The sequence below is a fragment of the Psychrosphaera haliotis genome (genome assembly GCF_009728465.1).
Taxonomy (GTDB): domain Bacteria; phylum Pseudomonadota; class Gammaproteobacteria; order Enterobacterales; family Alteromonadaceae; genus Psychrosphaera; species Psychrosphaera haliotis.
The window spans coordinates 875,114-893,152 of sequence record NZ_WOCD01000003.1; the positions used below are offsets into that span (position 1 = coordinate 875,114).

The 18,039-nt window shown below is 38.2% G+C and carries 12 protein-coding genes; 2 read left to right on the top strand and 10 right to left on the bottom strand.

The genetic code is table 11. The features are described 5' to 3' along the window. Nucleotides 1-3: 3 nt before the first annotated feature. Together GNP35_RS08815 and GNP35_RS08820 are read left to right on the top strand one after the other, a co-directional pair. A complete protein-coding gene (locus tag GNP35_RS08815) occupies nt 4-906 on the top strand; it encodes a porin (protein WP_155695751.1) in 903 nt (300 codons plus the stop codon). A 199-nt stretch (nt 907-1,105) separates the two neighbouring features. Further along, entirely contained in the window at nt 1,106-2,071 is a 966-nt protein-coding gene (locus GNP35_RS08820) for a PstS family phosphate ABC transporter substrate-binding protein (RefSeq protein ID WP_155695752.1), read from the top strand. A 48-nt stretch (nt 2,072-2,119) separates the two neighbouring features. On the opposite strand, the gene GNP35_RS08825 is transcribed toward GNP35_RS08820, so the two are convergent. From GNP35_RS08825 to GNP35_RS08865, 10 genes are all read right to left on the bottom strand, one after another. Then, nucleotides 2,120-3,706, bottom strand: a complete 1,587-nt coding sequence (locus tag GNP35_RS08825) for a sensor domain-containing diguanylate cyclase (RefSeq protein WP_155695753.1) — start codon at nt 3,704-3,706, stop codon at nt 2,120-2,122. Then, on the bottom strand, nt 3,696-5,312 hold the full coding sequence (locus tag GNP35_RS08830; RefSeq protein WP_155695754.1) for a hypothetical protein: 1,617 nt from the start codon (nt 5,310-5,312) through the stop codon (nt 3,696-3,698). Before GNP35_RS08830 ends, GNP35_RS08825 begins: the two co-directional genes overlap by 11 nt. Nucleotides 5,313-5,506: 194 nt before the next feature. Beyond that, nucleotides 5,507-6,037: a DUF6436 domain-containing protein gene (locus tag GNP35_RS08835; RefSeq protein ID WP_155695755.1), complete on the bottom strand. Its 531-nt coding sequence runs from the start codon at nt 6,035-6,037 to the stop codon at nt 5,507-5,509. Next, entirely contained in the window at nt 6,015-7,412 is a 1,398-nt protein-coding gene (locus GNP35_RS16300) for a methyl-accepting chemotaxis protein (RefSeq protein WP_155695756.1), read from the bottom strand. The genes GNP35_RS08835 and GNP35_RS16300 overlap by 23 nt, the downstream gene beginning before the upstream one ends. A gap of 203 nt (nt 7,413-7,615) precedes the next feature. Further along, entirely contained in the window at nt 7,616-9,241 is a 1,626-nt protein-coding gene (locus GNP35_RS08845; RefSeq protein ID WP_155695757.1) for a GAF and HD-GYP domain-containing protein, read from the bottom strand. Between the two features lie 7 nt (nt 9,242-9,248). Next, nucleotides 9,249-10,022, bottom strand: a complete 774-nt coding sequence (locus GNP35_RS15670; protein WP_230961347.1) for an adenylate/guanylate cyclase domain-containing protein — start codon at nt 10,020-10,022, stop codon at nt 9,249-9,251. Further along, nucleotides 10,003-11,475 carry a CHASE2 domain-containing protein gene (locus tag GNP35_RS15675; protein WP_230961348.1) on the bottom strand — a complete coding sequence of 491 codons (1,473 nt, stop codon included), beginning with the start codon at nt 11,473-11,475 and terminating at the stop codon, nt 10,003-10,005. The genes GNP35_RS15670 and GNP35_RS15675 overlap by 20 nt, the downstream gene beginning before the upstream one ends. Continuing rightward, complete coding sequence (locus GNP35_RS08855) at nt 11,472-12,320, bottom strand: MBL fold metallo-hydrolase (protein WP_155695758.1); 849 nt, start codon at nt 12,318-12,320, stop codon at nt 11,472-11,474. Before GNP35_RS08855 ends, GNP35_RS15675 begins: the two co-directional genes overlap by 4 nt. Before the next feature lies 1 nt (nt 12,321). Next, nucleotides 12,322-16,989: a tandem-95 repeat protein gene (locus GNP35_RS08860; protein ID WP_155695759.1), complete on the bottom strand. Its 4,668-nt coding sequence runs from the start codon at nt 16,987-16,989 to the stop codon at nt 12,322-12,324. Further along, nucleotides 16,964-17,965 carry an Ig-like domain-containing protein gene (locus GNP35_RS08865; protein ID WP_155695760.1) on the bottom strand — a complete coding sequence of 334 codons (1,002 nt, stop codon included), beginning with the start codon at nt 17,963-17,965 and terminating at the stop codon, nt 16,964-16,966. The genes GNP35_RS08860 and GNP35_RS08865 overlap by 26 nt, the downstream gene beginning before the upstream one ends. Nucleotides 17,966-18,039 lie beyond the last annotated feature (74 nt).

The following is an 18,039-nucleotide window of genomic DNA, read 5'->3' on the forward strand; positions in this document are numbered from 1 at the left end:
TCTATGAAAACTTTTAAAACTTTAGTTGCTGCATCAATTTTGGCTTCAACTCCGGCAGCTGTATTAGCAGATCCTGTAGTTTACGGTAAGGCAAACTTAACCGTTCAGTCTTCAGATGACGGCGTGGATACTACTACTGAAATAAAAAGTAACGCGTCTCGCTTAGGTGTTAAAGGTTCTCAAAAGCTAGATGGCGGCCTAGAGATGATTTATAAGTATGAGATGCAAGTAGACGTTTCAGACGAATCAAAAGAACTAAACTTAACTTCACGTAATCAATACATTGGTATTCGCGGTTCGTTTGGTGAAGTACTAGTTGGCCGTAACGATACAGTATTAAAACAGTCGCAAGGAAAATTCGACTTGTTCTCTGATTTAGAGGGCGATGTTAAGCACTTATGGAAAGGTGAAAACCGCATGAGTGATTCAATAACTTACAAAACACCTAAAATCAATAACTTCCAAGTTGGCGTAAGCTATATACTTGATGAAGAAAATGACGACTCTGCTACTTCGCTTTCTGTTGCATACGGTGATTCAACGCTGAAAAAAGGTAAATTTTATGCAGCGGTAGCAATCGATAACGAAGTAAAAGGTTATGATGCAACTCGTGTTACGTTTGCAACAAAATTAGATGAAGTTGTTATTGGCGCTATGTTCCACTCGCAAGAAAATGTAGAGACAGGTGAAGATAAAGACGGTTACTTAGTTAATGCTCAATATAAAGTTGGTAAGTACAATTTTAAAGGCCAATACCAAACTCTTGAAGATGACAGTGGCTTTACATTTGGTGTTGATAGAAAGCTAGCTAAGAGCTCAAAAATCTTTGCTTTTTATACTACATACAACTTTGATATGGCTGAAGATGAGTCTTACTTTGCTGTTGGTTTAGAACAAAAATTCTAATAAAAACAGAAGTTTTTGAATGAAAAGAAAGCTGCACTTGATGCAGTTTTTTTGTATGTAACATTTAATTAAAATTAATTTCTCATGTCATATACTTGTCACATTCGTTTACTAAGATAGCCTCAGTTTAATAAAGAATTGAATCAGATAACCCAACCAATCTGAACTCATATTGACTCAAATAATAATGGAGCAACAAATGAAATTAAAAGCACTAGTAAGCGCATTAGGTTTCACACTAGCAACTCTTTTAAGCACTGGCGCACAAGCGGTAGACAAAGAAATTCCTACTTATGAAAAGACTAGTGGCATCTCAGGCAACCTGTCTTCAGTGGGTTCTGATACTTTAGCAAACATGATGACGTTTTGGGCTGAAGAGTTTAAACGTTTTTACCCGAACGTTAACATTCAAGTTCAAGCAGCTGGCTCTTCAACAGCGCCACCAGCTTTAACAGAAGGCACTTCTAACTTCGGTCCTATGAGCCGTAAAATGAAGTCTAAAGAAGTTGAGTCGTTTGAAAAGCGCCACGGTTACAAGCCTACAGCAATCCCAGTTGCAATTGATGCTTTGGCTGTTTTTGTTCACAAAGACAACCCTATTAAAGGTCTTAGCATTTCTGACGTAGATGCTATTTTCTCATCAAACCGTAAATGTGGTGGCGATGCTGATATCGACCGTTGGGGCGACTTAGGCCTTTCAGGTGAATGGACTGCAAAAGACATTCAGTTATTTGGTCGAAACTCAGTTTCTGGTACATATGGTTACTTCAAGAAAAAAGCACTTTGTAAAGGTGACTTTAAGAACAATGTAAATGAACAACCTGGTTCAGCTTCTGTTGTACAGTCTGTTTCTGCTTCTCTAAATGGTATTGGTTATTCTGGTATTGGTTATAAGACCTCTGGTGTACGAGCGGTAGCATTAGCTAAACGTGGCGACAACTTTGTTGAAGCATCAATGGAAAATGCAGTAGCGGGTAAATACCCTCTTTCTCGCTTCCTTTACGTTTATGTAAACAAGCACCCAAACAAACCTTTCACTCCGATGGAAGCTGAATTTGTAAAAATGGTTCTTTCACAAGCTGGCCAAAAAATTGTTGAAAAAGACGGTTATATCCCACTTCCAGCAAAGGTAGTGGCAAAACAGTTGAAGGTGTTAGGTTTATAATCTAATACTTAAAGCTATAATATGAAAAGCGAGGCTAGTCCTCGCTTTTTAGTTTTCGGAAAAGAACAAGTATTTATCAGGTGCAGTTAACTTTAGTTCTTTTGCTCGATACATAGCTTGGTCAGCTTCTTTAACTAAGTTATCTAGCGTATCTGCAGACTCTGGATAAAATGCAACACCTGCACTCAAACCAATAGAAACCCCAGTATAATTAGAGCCGACATCTATATTTTTAGTAATAGCGTCTCGCACCTTGTCCATTGCTTTTATAACCATCTCTTTTCTGACTTTATTAATCTGTAATAACAGCACAAACTCATCTCCACCCCATCTAATAACCCTATCATCGTGACGAATATTTTCGCTTAACCTTCTTGCCACTTCGATTAAAACGGCATCACCCGCGTCATGACCATAAGTGTCGTTTACTTGTTTAAAGCCATTTAAGTCAATTAATACAATTGCAAAAGAGCGATTTCTAACTATTTCCAATTCTATTTTCTTTTCGCCGCCATTTCGGTTTAAAACTTGAGTTAACGCGTCAAAATCTGCTTGTTTCTCTAGCTGTTCTAAATCCTGTTTCCGTTTCGATATGTCACTTAATGTCACTTGATAATATTTTTCATTTTGCTCTGTTGTTACTGCACTAACAAATAGTTGTACCCAAAATGATTTTGAGGTGAAAAGCCCCTTTAGTTTATATTCACCTATTGCTATTTCATCTCGGCGCAATGACTCACTAACGAACTCTAGCAGTTGCTTCGGCTCCTCAAATAACTCTATAAGCAAATCAGAATATTCAGTGTTTTCTTGATTGATGTATAACCCCAATGACTCTAAAAGCGTGACAAACGCATCATTATAAAGCACCAATTTACCTGATGTGTCTATCAATACAATTGCCGACTTAGCACTTTCAAATATCATCCTAAAACGCTGCTCAAGCGCCTCTATTTCTTCCCTGAGTTTTCGTTCTTGCCTGAATTGGTTCTCCACATTATCCAATAGCCGGTTTGCTCCTCTGACCAAGGTGCCGATTTCCGTCGCCGAATGACTTAGTGGGGTATCTACCCGCTCTTTTGTACCAATTTCCATCTCGTATAGAACTTTGCTTGTTCTTACAAGCGGTCTCGTTACTAAGAAGTAGCAAATGACTATAGACGCTATGGTCACTAAAATGGCTAGTAAATAGAGAACAAAACTATTCACAGAACTTATTAGCTCCGCATCGCTCTCAATCTTTCTATAGTCTGGAGTTATACTTATTTCACCGAGTTTTTCTGTTGTTATAAATGGGTGTTGAACATCAAAAGTTATCGCGAGGTTTTCATCAAAACCGGCTTCGTTCACTTTGTAATTTATTTTTTCATCCTTATAAGCTATTGACTTCACATTTTTACTTCGTGCTAACCCATTTATAGCTTCTTTAAGCAGCTCTTCATCAGATACGAATGCGGCAATAGATGCAGTTGGAGAAATAGTTTTAACTAGTTCGCCAATCGCAGTTTTAGCGTTTGAAACTTCCGCGTTATATGTCTGCTTATAAAAAATTTCTGACGCAACAAAAGCAATAACTAAACCAGCTATTATTATAAAACTAGCAAGTCTTGCTGCGATTCCAAACTTAATATTCAAACTGGTATACCACCTTCATCGACTCGCTCATCTGAGATTGATAAATATAAGTAATAACTTCATTATCGGTTTTTATTGCTTCTTTAACGTCTTTGAAATCTTCGATTTGCTTTGGCGGCTGTGATTTACCCGTAAACCTCAGCCTAGACCAATATGAGTTTACCCGGCCTAAAGACAAACCAAGCAACTGACGATAAAACGCTTCTTTTATGCCCGAACCATCATTTACATCTAACGGTTTGGCGCTTGCACCATTAGGAAAAGCAACATAACGCCCCATAAAAAGGTCAATTAACTCCTCTTTTGATACAGATTCAACAGGCGTTTTTATGTTAGTAACAACAACTAGCTTATCGCTGTCTACCGCGTAAACAGAAGATATAAACAAAAAGATGCCAAACACTATAAGCTTGAGTGTACGTTTAAATAAATACATCAGAAACGTAAAACTCACGGAGGCAAACAGATTGTTAAATGTTTCCTTTGTTGTTGAAGTTAAAAATCCGTCAGTTTTATATAAACCACCACCTCTTTGATCTACATTTACATTTTGCCATTGTACTTTTAATGCTGTGGTTTCAGTAATATCCCATCGCCAACCAAGAGAAATTGTGTTTTGATTATGTCGAAATCTACTAATAGCCTCTTCAATCCCAAAAATGATCTGCTGTACCAGTTCAGGTTTTATTACTGTTTCTGAAAATTTATAAACATCTGACTTAACCAACGAATAAGAAACATAAAAGGTGTGCTTTTTATTTTGATAGCTCAAATTCACAAAGGCATTATCTATTTCGTCTAAAGGCAACGCGCCGGAATCAATATGAACCCATTCCCCAGACAACTCAAATTGGTCCCAATTATATTGACCATAAATAGACTTATAATTGATGTCCTTGTTTGTAAAATCGATTTGTTTAGCTATGGCTCCTATACTAGGAATTGACTGGGAGAATGATGGAAGCGCGGCGATAAATTGCCCTAAACCAACACTGGTATTTTGTGCTTTAGTTTTAGTATACCTAGCGCTTGCTATCCATTGCTGTTGAGCAAGCTCTAATTTAATTCCAGTTAAAGGAGAGAAGTCTATTGGGTCAAAGGTAGAGGACGAAAAATCACTTTTAGTTTCTCCCCAGAATAATTTTGAAGAGAATGCGACTTTGTTAATTCGGCTTCTATAAATAACATCAGCACCTTCAAGATGACGATTCGGTACAAGCCCGTAAACCTCATTTGGCAATACAACCCAAGGATACGCGATACCAATATCTCTGACGTCACTAAAATGAAATACGTCGATAGCTGTACGACCTAAGCGTATATCAAACTTCGGGGTTACGCGATATTTGGCAAACGCTAATTGAGTTACCCCATCCAAGTCATTTTCATCTTGTTTTCTATAGATAAACTGGCCTACAACGTCCAAGTCATCTGTAAGCTTATAATGTAACTGTACTCCTATATTACTAACTTGAGAAAAGTCAGCTTTATGGTACTCAACACCATCATTGAGAGACATATCATTGCGATATCCAAACTGTTTTGAGTTTGTTGTAGCCAAACCTAAAGTCCCAAAACCACTAAAATCAAATTGAGTAGACGCCATGCTCTGATGAGCCATTGCAAAGATAGATAGGCTTAAAAAACGAAGGGTTAGGGAGCAACTTTTACGCATAGAGAACCATCAAATGTTTTATCGTGGATAAGATAATTACACTTTAAGCATAGTCGCTAGTTGGGATATTGGAAATAATTTGCGTAACATAATCAGCAATTTACCTATTAAAGATAATAGGTGTACTAAACTTGGCAAAAACAGCCTGTAACATCAGAAACCACAACATCTGAAGTAAAACCTTGTAAGTGGTTGTTAATCGCCATATCCACAAAACTATTGGTTTTTGAGCAACTATAACCCGCAGAGTATGGGCCTAAATAGACGAGTTGGCCGTTATCAACAACAATTACCGAGGGTGCTGCAGGAACAATATCCGTAAATTGATCACTGAGTTTTCGGTTTGAAACTTCAAAACCTTCACTTCTAACTAGCTTGTCTATCTCTACTTTATGGCTTTCTGGAACTTTATTGCAGTGGCACCCATCTGCAGTAAAGTGAATAACGGCTTTCGAGTTCTCACTAGAAATTAAACCTTCATCATTCAATCGTTTGAATAGTTGCTCAACTTCAACATTGGCAAGTTGATTGTTTGAATCAAAATGCGTCATTCTTTTAGATACAAAATAGTAAGCCGCGAACACAGTGCCAACTAACCAAACAAACACCAAGCTAATGTTGATTAAAGACAGCTTAGACTTTGAAGTTGGAGACATGCTGCTCAAGAGACGTTATAGACCTCGCAATTTTGGAGGCTTCCAATTCTAATTCATTAATTCGACTTAAGTCATCGACACTGGATGTACGCATATTTTCAGTATTTTCAGAGATTGTATTAATTGTTTGCGATTGTTCATCTACAGACTCTGCTACCGCAATTGCAATATCGCTAGATTCTGCAACCAAAAATGTCGCTTCTTCTATTTTAGCCGTAGCATCTGCAGCTACCTCATTCACATTACTCACTACTTCTAAACATTTACCCATAGAGTCTGTAGAACGATTTGAGTACTCTAATAACTTCGCCATCGTTTCTGTGATTTTACTTGTGCTCTCTTTTGTTCTTGTGGCCAAAGCTCTAACTTCATCTGCAACGACGGCAAAACCTCGTCCTTGCTCTCCAGCTCTGGCAGCCTCAATAGCGGCGTTTAGTGCTAATAAATTAGTTTGCTCGGCAATACCTGATATTTCCGCTAAAACGGCGGAAATAGCTTCACTAGATTTAGATAACTCTGCTATTTCTTCGCTTGTTAAATTGAGGGCATTCGTTAACGTTTTATTGTTGTCATTAATTTCGGTGATACAAACCTTTGTAACTTCAGTTAAGTCCAGTGCTTTACCCATTTGTGAACTTAGTTGTGTCGCATTGTTTGCGATCAGGGACACCGTCTGCACCATTTCAGTAATTGACGAAGCTATTATATTTATTTCATCACTGCGATATTGCGTTGATGAAGACAAGCCGTCTTTCGAAGTAGCGAGTTGTCTATTATTCTCTATTAATTCTTTCGTTTGTTTCTTCACATCTACTATGGTCGTTTCTAACAAAGCTAATAAGGCATTAAAACCATCAAGAACTTGATTGTCCGGAACAGATGAGCGAGTTGATAAGTCTATCTCGCTAGGATTGTTTACTAACCTTTTTGTTAGGTCAGTAAGCTCTTTGCCAACAATACTGTCATCAAAAAGTTGTTTGGCAATGTATCCCGCAATTATGGCTTCTGCCATTGCATAAACAGCATGGATGATAACGGTAGAAAAATATAGTCGGTCTTCATCAAAAATATAAACACCTACACCATTTGTTTGCATCACATAAAACGAAACGTGGTGCACAGCAATTAAGCCAACGGCAGAAATGAATACTTTCCAATCGCTGTAAACGATTAGAAAGGCTAATAATATAAATATCTCAAAGTGAACTTCAATTAAGCCATTTAATTGATGAATATGAAGGCAAGCAAACACCATAGAAACAAGAGCGGCAACGTGTCTTGTTAGTGCGGCTTCAGGAGCCGTTCTTACCATGTAGAGGCCAATTGCTAACGCTCCTCCACCAATGACAATGGCCTCTGGTAATGTGTCATACACAAAAGTAAGTACAATAGATTCAATAAATAACGCGATAAATAAAATCGAAAATAACTTTGATTCTTTTTCATGAAGGCCTCATCCATCTATTTTTGACAGATCTTTTTTAACTAAACTAAAGTGGGTATACGTTCATTTAAGTGTAGACGCTCTTTTGTTTTTGGAACTATTTTATTTGATGTATCTAGCTAGTTTACATTTTACTATTCAATAGGCTGATACCCCGGAAGCTCATATATATCAAAAGGGTCAAGTTGATCAGTTGATGCAAACTCTCTGATGTACTTTTCATATACTCTAGACTCTACGAATATAGCGAAAATATCACTATCTAGGTGATTATTTTCAACTAGAGATCCCATTATTTTTAGGCATTCACTAACAGGCTTGGCACTTTTGTATGGTCTATCAGCAGCAGATAGGGCCTCAAATATGTCCGCCAACGCCATTAGTCTTGCTGGAACTGACATCTGTTCTTTTGTCAGGCCACGTGGGTAACCTTTGCCATCCATAGTTTCGTGATGCCCTAAAGCATACTCAGTGACGTTTTGAAGGTGTTTTGGAAATGGTAAGGTTTCCAATATATCCATCGTGATAACCATATGGTTTTTCATAATTTCTTTTTCTGCGTCGGTAAGAGTACCTCGACGAATTTTCAAATTTTCAACTTCATTCACGTTTAAAACTGAAGTAACAACTCCCTCAATTGCCAGTTGGTAACTTTTAGATACCTGATCTATTGATTCAATATCTTGATCACTTAGGTATTCACCGCCAACGTTAACTTTTTGAATAAAAGATCGATCTAATTTAAGTTGTTTTAGCTCCCTATCCATAGACGTTTTAAGTTGCTGAACTTCAATTGTATTGCCCTTTTGCAACGCGTTTATAATTTTACTTTGATAGGCTATCTCGATATCTTTAGCCACAATTTCAAATTTTGCATTTACAAACTCAATACGGTCAAAAATAGTCTGCAATTTCTTCGACTTTTCTATTATGTGGTCGGGTGTAGCAATTTTTCCGCAATCATGTAACCAACCAGCAATATCAATTTCATGGCGATCAGCATCAGTCATGGTAAAGTCCGCGAGTGGGCCCCTACGTTCTTTATGTATTTCCTCAGCCAGCATTAGAGTTAGTGCTGGTACACGCCTGCAGTGTCCCCCCGTATGTGGAGACTTCTCATCTATAGCTTTTGCAATAGTTCTCGCAAATGCAGAAAACAGCTGCTCCATTTCTTGCACTAATGCCGTATTCGTTAGTGATATAGCTCCGAGTGAAGCAAATGATCGAACGAGAGTTTCTACGTCATTACTGAATTCAACCGTCTGTCCATCTTCTAACGCATTTATTAATTGGATAACGCCTATGATATCCCCCGTATGATCCTTTAACGGGATTACAAGCATAGATTGTGTTCTGTAGCCTGTTGCTTCGTCCATTTTACGAGCGGCACTGACATCAAAGGGAATTGCTGCGTAAACATCAGGAATGTTAATAACTTCACCTGAGTTTGCGGAATGAGCCACCATCGCGTTTTTATTTGGGGAACCATCGATAAATAGTGGAATGTCGGAGAACTCCAATGTCTTGGCTGATCCACCACCTAAATAAATATCTAAAGTACGGTTTATTACCGTCTCAAATTTTAAGTGCTTTTCTGGCGTAATTGAATAAATTGATCCCGCATCACAATTGGCGATAGACATAACGATCTGTAAAATTTCATCCAGTAATTTACTCGAATCACTTTCACTTGATAGCTTGATACTAATATCAACTAATTGTTGCAATGCATAAGAGTTTGTTATTTTGTGCTGCGCCATAGTTTTGCTACTTTTTTAAATGAATGAATTCACCAGACCAATTTTCTGGTAACGAGTTTACGTCTTCGCTATTTATACGTTCTAACATAATTTCATAAACCCTTGTACTTAAAATGTTATTTCTAATCAGTTGATTAAATAACAATAACGCTTTGGGCCAATCTTTAGAATAGTATAGCTTAAAGGCTTCATGGTGTTTGCTAAGTAATTCATCAATTCCCTCAATTGCACAATCACTGCTCAAGGGCTCATAAATCTCAACTGCGTCACTTTTACCAACTACCGTTACTTTATCAATTAGCCGATATTTATATTTGGTTGCTTGCTTTTTAGTTGCCTTTGACACTAATACCCCTACATTGTAGAACTTAGTGAGCGACTCAATTCTAGAACCTAAATTTACAGTGTCGCCAAGTACAGTATAAGCTTTTCGATATTGAGAGCCCATATCACCTACGTTCATCTCTCCCGTACTTATGCCTATCCCTAGTGCAACTTCCGGCCAACCCTTGTTTACATAGGAGCGGTTTAATACCGATAAAATAGATTGCATACCAAGAGCACTATCTATGGCTTTTTCAGCATGCGCAGGCTCATCAATGGGAGCATTCCAAAAAGCCATCACCATATCGCCCACATATTTATCTATCGTACCGTCGTGACTAAATATGACTTCTGTAACAGCAGATAAATATTCATTTAGAAACTCACTTAGCTCTAACGGAGATAACGACTCTGATAAGGTTGTAAAGCCTCGTATGTCAGCAAATAGTACACTCATCTCCCTCCGTTTCACTCTTGACCTCAGAGCCTTTTGGCTTTGTAACCAGTCTTTCGATGTGCTGCGGCGGTACATATTGCCCAAACATACTTTGAATATTTTTTTTAGTTCTACTTTCACTAACGTAGCCAAAAAAAACATAGTAAAAAGTCAGTGTTAGAGTTAATAATACTGAAAGAAACAAAGGTAGATTCAGCTTTAATATTGACCACAGGTATAAGTTACTTCCCAAAATGATGGTTACGGTGCCAACCCCTAAGCTTAGAATCGTTATTGCACTCCGCCCAATCATGACGCTAGACATCACTAAACCAATTAGCAACATTTGAATAATTAAATAGGCGGCCGTCCAATCAGGTTCAGAAGGAACAATGTCAGGGTTCATTAGGCCTTCAAATACATTTGCATGAATTTCAACTCCTGGATATTGGAGACCTACTGAAGTGGACCTTAAATCAGCTAAACCAACAGCAGATGTACCTATAAAAACAACTGCTCCCTCCAGTTGCTCCCCATCAAGCCTCTTATTTAACACGTCCGTAGCCGACAGATAAGGAAAAGAAAATGCTGGGCCTCTAAAAGGAATTAGCATTTGACCATACTCATCTGTATTCACACGTTGTTGAGCCACTTCAACAGAATCAAAAAAACTGTAGCCCGTATTGGTATCAATTTTATGGTTAGTTTTTATTTTATCTGAAAGTGTGTAAAGCCTTGCCGCCTCGAGTGCAATAGATGGGTACAAATTACCTTTATGTTCTAAAACAAGTGCAGCTCGCCTTATGAAACCGTCTGAGTCCGCTCTAGAATTTATAAAACCTAATCCTAAAGACGCCTCCTGTAATTCATCTATATTGCTAATCACTCCGATATAACTCGTTACCAAGGATTGGTGGTGTAAATTTGAATCCCATTCAACACTTGTTTTTAACCGTCCGCCTGATGTGAATTCGCTGTCTTCTGTTAACAGAAAGCCCAATACAGACTCGCTACCCAACAAAGCGCTTCTGAACTCTAAATCAGCATCTACTTCATCTTTAACTTTTTTTAAAGCTGCAATTACGCTGGGGTCAGTGATGTTGGAATGTATCGCTATTTTATCAACGGGATTAACTTCCGGTTCGGAAAAGAAAATATCAAACGCGATAACCGCAGCGCCCTGCTGGCTTAGCTCAGTTATTAGCTCTGATATTTTAGAGCGGCTCCAAGGGTATCGACCTTGTTCGCGCATGCTCTTTTCATCAATGTCGACAATGACAATATTTTCATTTGATTCTCGAACATCTAAGCTACTGGTAAGGTTAAGCCGGAAATCATATAGGATCCCTTCTACCCTTTGATTCACTTGGTAGATATAGTCTATTCTTGTTGTTTCTAGAAATACAAAAAAAACAGTTATTAATACTCCAGTCCAAAAGTGTCTTGAACCTATTTTTTTAAAGGCGATTTTCAAAACTCAATCGCACTCAAATCAATTGACTGGCCTTCTTTTGCGCAGCAAACTTGTAAAAAGCCACGGCTGTCTTCTTTCAATTCTTTTTCGATTTGCTCAAGCTGCGCATCTGTTCTAAATGGATCGTGGCTAATTAAAGCTACCGCTTTTACATTTGCACTTTTTGCTAATTTGAGTACCTGAGTTGTGGTTGAATGGCCCCAGCCAAGTTTCTCGGGTAGTTCGGTATCCACAAACTGTCCGTCATGAATAAGTAAATCGGCGCCATCAATAAATGTTTCCCACTCTTTGATTGACGTATTTATCTTGCCTGGAGGAAATAATTCATTGTCCGTAACATAAGCTACCTTTTTTCCAGCCTGCGATATCAGGTAGGCCGTGCCTCCGTCCGGGTGGTTTAATGCTTGAGTCTGAACTTCAAAATTGCCAATCGCAAAGCGTTTCGATGCTGTTGCTTCTTTATATAAAGAAATACTGGCGGGTAATTGATCATGCTTTACAGGGAAATTAGAACCTGACATTTGCGTCAAAATAGCATCTTTATCACTGGAATCAACTTGCCCTGGGAAAATATTAATTTTCCTTCCGCTTTGATAAATAGGTTTAAAAAATGGAAAACCTTGAATATGGTCCCAGTGATTATGAGTTAATAAAATATTTATATCGTCGGTACTTTCTTCAATCAACTCCTCTCCAAGCTTTATAATACCAGTCCCTGAATCTAATATAATTTTAGTTCCATCAAATCCAGTAATTTCTACACATGAAGTGTTACCTCCAAATCCGACTTTGCTTGCGCAGGGACTAGGTACAGAGCCTCTTACGCCATAAAATTTAACTTTCATACTACGGTTCAACTCCTTCTTCATAAAAGTTAAATTGAGACAATGATATATCTTGGCTTACACCGTTATCACACTGGCTAAAAACGACTATTTGATCGTTTGTATTTTGAATGAGCGCTGTAAATGATTGCTCACCTTGGCAGTCTGAAGCTAAGAATTTTCCATTACCTTCAATGCCAAAGTCGGTATCTAAATTTCCATCGCTCAATAATCGAGCTATTGCACCTTTTTTAACGGAATTGTTTTCACCATAGCCAACAAGGAGTATGCGTCCGTCGCTATCTATTGATACATCTAAAGTAGCAGAGTTAACGCCACTGCCAAATACATTGCTAACTTCAGCTAACCCGCCATTTCCAAAGCTACCAAATTTTGTGCCATCTGTATTAAACTTCACGACCAAACTCTTCGTCATTATTTTGGTTGAGCTGCCAAAAACAAATAGATGTCCTTCAGGGCCTATTAACAAGCCATTTACTTCCTCATTGCTCAATGGCTTAACTATTACATTCTCACCATTACCTGAAAAAGAACTGTCTTCTGTGCCATTTAAGCCATATTTAATAATACGGAAATTAGCACTAACGACACCAGTCGTGCCTGCTATGTATGTGTTTCTGCTGCTCTCTATAACAACTGCAGAATATACATCTCCCGAGTTACCAATTTCATAACCTTCACTCTGAAAAGATTCGCCCGGACCGTCATAACTATCGCTGTCAGAGTCTAAAACGCCTGTTGGGGATATTCTCATGACAACCGGTTTTATAGAGCCACTTTCTTTTAGGCTACCAATGGCAACAACTTTTCCTGCACCGTCGATATCAATGTCTTTAATAACAACCTCTGTTGCGTTGGCTATAGCATCAGTTAAAAACGTACCATCAATGCCAAAGCTCTGGTCAATTTCACCGCTTGCCGTTAACTTTGTTATAAAGCCATGCTTTATACTTTCACTATTTTCTACTTGGCCAAACACAAATACTGAACCATCTGTTTTCTCTTTCAAACCATACCCAACGACCTGCGGCCCAATATAAATTTGTTTTGCACCGTTATCTCCGAAAGTTTGATCTAGCGAGCCCGAACTTAAATAACGATGTAATACTAAAATGTTATCACTCGCTAAATTAACCTGAGAAAGACTTAGATATTTTGTTGCTTGACTACCTGAACCATATTTTATTAAAGAGATGGCAGAGTCGTCTTTTTCACGCCCACTTATATCTTTAACCAATTCACCGTCTTGACCACAACCAGACTCATCATCCGGAAAACAATTAAAGAAAGAGCCTTCAGGCTCTATTGCTAACATTAGAGGCTTACGCGCTCCCGACTCACTACTTCCAACAACCCATGACCTCAAATACTCATCCACGACTATTGAAGATGCATTGACATTATCGTCCTTGACTACATTTAAAATACCGCCATTACCAAAGCTACTTTCAATATCACCATCAGCACTATCCATTTTAAAAACGAAAATACTATCACCTTCGTTTTCATATACTGTGCCAACAGCCATTAAGTCTGTAGAGTTAAAAGCTTGAACAATTGTATTAATTTCCGATGACGAACTGCCGTTATCATTGCCCGTGTTAAAGATAATAAAGCCATCGTTATCAACATTAGTGTCAATCGTTCCCGTTTTGTCAATACCAACAACAAAGGCGTCTTTGCTACCCGCAATTTGCTCAGTAGAGCCGCCTATATATGCCGTAAAGTTAGATCCTGCAATACCGCCTAAAGTAAGTAATTCGTCATCGCCAAGGCTACCAGGTACGTCTAATATCAAATCAGTACCACCGTTGAATGCACCTTCGTTTTCAATGTCTGAATTTAGATACCTAACATAACCATCGAGATCACCGTTTAATCCTTTTGTTGCCCCGACCACCATCAACTTATTATTGTGGAAGCTTCTAATGGCATTCGCCTTGTCATCACGACTACTTGTACTCACATCTTTAAAGACTGGACTGTTTTCTTCGAAATCAAGATCATCATCATCCAGTTTTATTACTAAACTATCTAATTGCGTGCCGTCATCTCGATATCCCACAGCGTAAACTTTATTGTCTACAAAGGTGATGTCAGAGCCATATAATTCACTTTCTTCGGTAGTACAACGAATTCCAGAGTCATTATCGCCACTATCATCATCTAACATGCCGTTTAAATCAAAAAGCATCACACATAGTTCTCTACTGCCATTGAGTGATTTATCTATAAGCACATAGAGGTTTCCATTGCCTTCCGTTATAGCCTTAGCTTGCTCTTCACCACCTAAGTTCAAAGTCAGCTCACCATTGTCACCAAAAGAAGAGTTAATATTTCCATCAACATCATAAGAAATTAAATACACATCGGAATCTACATTATCTATATGTCCAGACGCATAAATGTTGCCATTAACTTCTGTTATGTCAGTCAATGTAGCAGACTGTTTACTACCATAAAGGTCGATATAGCCTGTCAACGTTCTACCAAAGTTACTCGCTTCGACCGGCGCTTTGGGCTCTATAACGTTCTCAATACCTATAGATATATTTGCAGTTGAAAATGCATTAGGGGAACCATTATCAGTCGCTTTCACTTCGATTATATGTGACTGGAAAGCCTCGAAATTTAATACCGAATTACCATTTACAGTTAGTTGACCTGTATTTGAATCAATAATAAATAAACCGGAATCTCCGCCACTAATTTCAAAGAAAATGCTGTCGTCTTCTATGTCAGAGGCTATAACAGTTCCAACTACATGACCGGAAGAAACATTTTCTAAAATACCCGAAAATGACTGAGCGGAAAGTATAGGAGCGTCATTAACTGCCGCCACTGCTAGAGTTATTACCCCTCTATCACTGCTTCCGTTTCCATCTGAGATTTCATACTCAAAAGTGTCATCACCAAAAAAGTTTAAAGCCGGGGTATAATCAAATGTTCCATCAGCATTAAGAGCTAAAACGCCATTACTTACATTCACGATTGGCGTTGTATTGATAGCCAAGTCATCACCGTCAACATCACTCGCTAAACCGAGTAAGTTACCGATATTAGTTAACGACAAATCTTCTGTTGCATTTATAACGTAACTTGGTGCTACAGGGGCATCATTTACAGGGCTTACCGAAATCGTTAAAGTACCGGAACTTTTTGCTCCATACTGATCTTCTACTTCAAATTGTATTGAATCCAATCCATAAAAGTTCAAATTGGGCGAGTAGTTTACAACTCCTAATTCTGTTATTGAAAAGACCCCTCCGCTTGAAACTCCACTTGCTTGCGTTACAAAACTGAGTGTATCGCCTTCTATTTCCGACACATGATCCAACAGGTCAAAATTCATAGCAGCATTATCTTCAACGATATTTAGGTTTATTGTTTCTGCAACAACAGGGGCGTCGTTTACTGAGTTTATTTTGAATTCAACTGTAATTGTTTGTTTTAGCCCATTGCTACCAAGAACAATGAATGTAACAGTATCGATCCCATTTACATTTAAGTTTGGAACGTAGCTATAATTACCAACAGAATCAATATTAAATACTCCAAGTTGCGCTGATCTCACTGAGGAAGTATCAATGGACAAAGTAACGTCATTGGGTATATCAAGCTCACCAATATCAGAAAAAACATTAGATGTTAATGGTGTATCTTCCATTAGCTCAATCAGTTGAGGCTCAATGCCAAATGCAGCAATGACAGAAATGCTAACCGTTGCGGTTGAGGTTAATCCCGAACTATTTTGAACTTGATAAGAGAAACTGTCCACTCCAATAAATGTTCCTGCAGGCGTGTAATTAAAACTTCCATCATCCGATAAATTAATTTCGCCGTTTATTGGTGAAGATCCATTGTGTAACGAAAAAGTTAAAGGCCCACCATCTAAATTAATATCATTTGAACCCAAACCATTCTGCACAGTTGCAGTAAACACTTGCTCAGATTTGACGGTGTACTCATCATCTATCGCTGTTGGGGCGTCGGGGACTGGTATTACGGTAATTGTTACGGATGCTGAACTTGTCATGCCTTGTTGATCTGAAACTTCATATATAAAGTTATCTGAACCATAGAAGTTAGCAATTGGAATATATCGAAACGTGCCATCAACTGAAACAATAAGTTGACCGTGCGACGGCTCACTAATCAATTGACTGGAAATACTTAAAGTACTGCCCTCAGGATCTGAATCATTTCCTAAAAGGCCATCCACCACACTGACAATATCTAAAATACCGTCTTCATTTACAGAATAGTTGTCATTAACGGCATTGGGCGCTGCATTTGCCGTTAATGACAATAATGTCACTACCGCAGTAGACTCTAAACCGCCTGTATCTACAACTTTATAAGTAAATTGGTCTTGACCATTAAAGTTACTTCCAGCTTGATAATTAAATCCGCCGGTTGAGTCCAATTGCAGTGTGCCAAACGTTGGTTCTTCTACCACAATGGCTGTAAGAGAATTGTCATCAACATCAAAGTCATTCGACAACACGCCAGCAGCTTCAACAGAAATATTATTGTTTTGATCTAATCTGTACTCGTTATCCAACGCAACAGGTGCATCATTAACATTCTCAATGTTAATAGAGACTATCGCGCTATCTGTCAGGCCATTTTCATCTATAACTTTATAAGAAAATACATCGGAAACCAAAAAAGTTAACGGCTGGAGAATACTTAAAATCACCTAACTCATTAATAGATATGGATCCGTTTGACGTTTCCGATAATAGGTTAGTATCTACGGTCAACAAAGAAGAGGCACTATCATTATTTAGTACATTTCCAACAAGCACTGAATCTTCATCAATAGAATAAATATCGTCTTCGGCTTGAGGCGGATTGATTGGGGTAATCACTCCAAGTGGATCCACGCGGAGCATCGTTGATAAGCCACTTTCACCACTGCCATCTACACCAGTTACAAGTACAAAGTAAGTTTCTTCATCTAAAATATTATTTATATTTACCGATGTATTAATTTTAGACAGTAGTTGCTGTCCATTGGGCAAAGACGTTACATTTTGCGGGGTAAGATTGATATCACTAGCAGTGTAAATATTATAACGTTCAAGTGCTTCATTTTTTTGCCAAGTAACTATCATTTGATTATCGAGTCTTTCAACCGATAAAGAGTCTATTCTGTGTGGTTGCCACTGCACGAAACTTCTTCCTGCAAGTGAGTTACCAGATGACTCAGTAGCTACCCAAACTTGTAACTCTAATGTGCCTTCATCTTTGCCTGCCAATATAGGGTTTAAACCTATTACTGAGGCACTAAACTCTGTTCCACAGTTCTCTTCACATATAGAGTAGCTAACATTGCTGCCGGCTAAACTTATAGATACTTCTAAGATTTCTTCATCACTATTTGCGTTTAGAGTAAAAAGTAGGTTGCCCGTTACGTTATTAATATCACCAGGCCATTCTATTGATGCCGTTTCAATTAACGCTGAAGTTTTTTGGGTGAATGTTGATGTTGTTAGATTAAGTGAGTGTTTAGACTCACCAACACTATGGGATAAATCAGTCAAAACCGGAGTAGGCGTTATGGCCTCTGGTTGATTTAACTTATCATCAACAAAATTAGACTCTTTAGTTTCTTTACCGCATGCACTCAATATAGACACAAACAATAAAACTAAGGTGATATAAAAATATTTTTCATTAACAACTTCCTTACTTCAGCGTTGTTATAACAAAG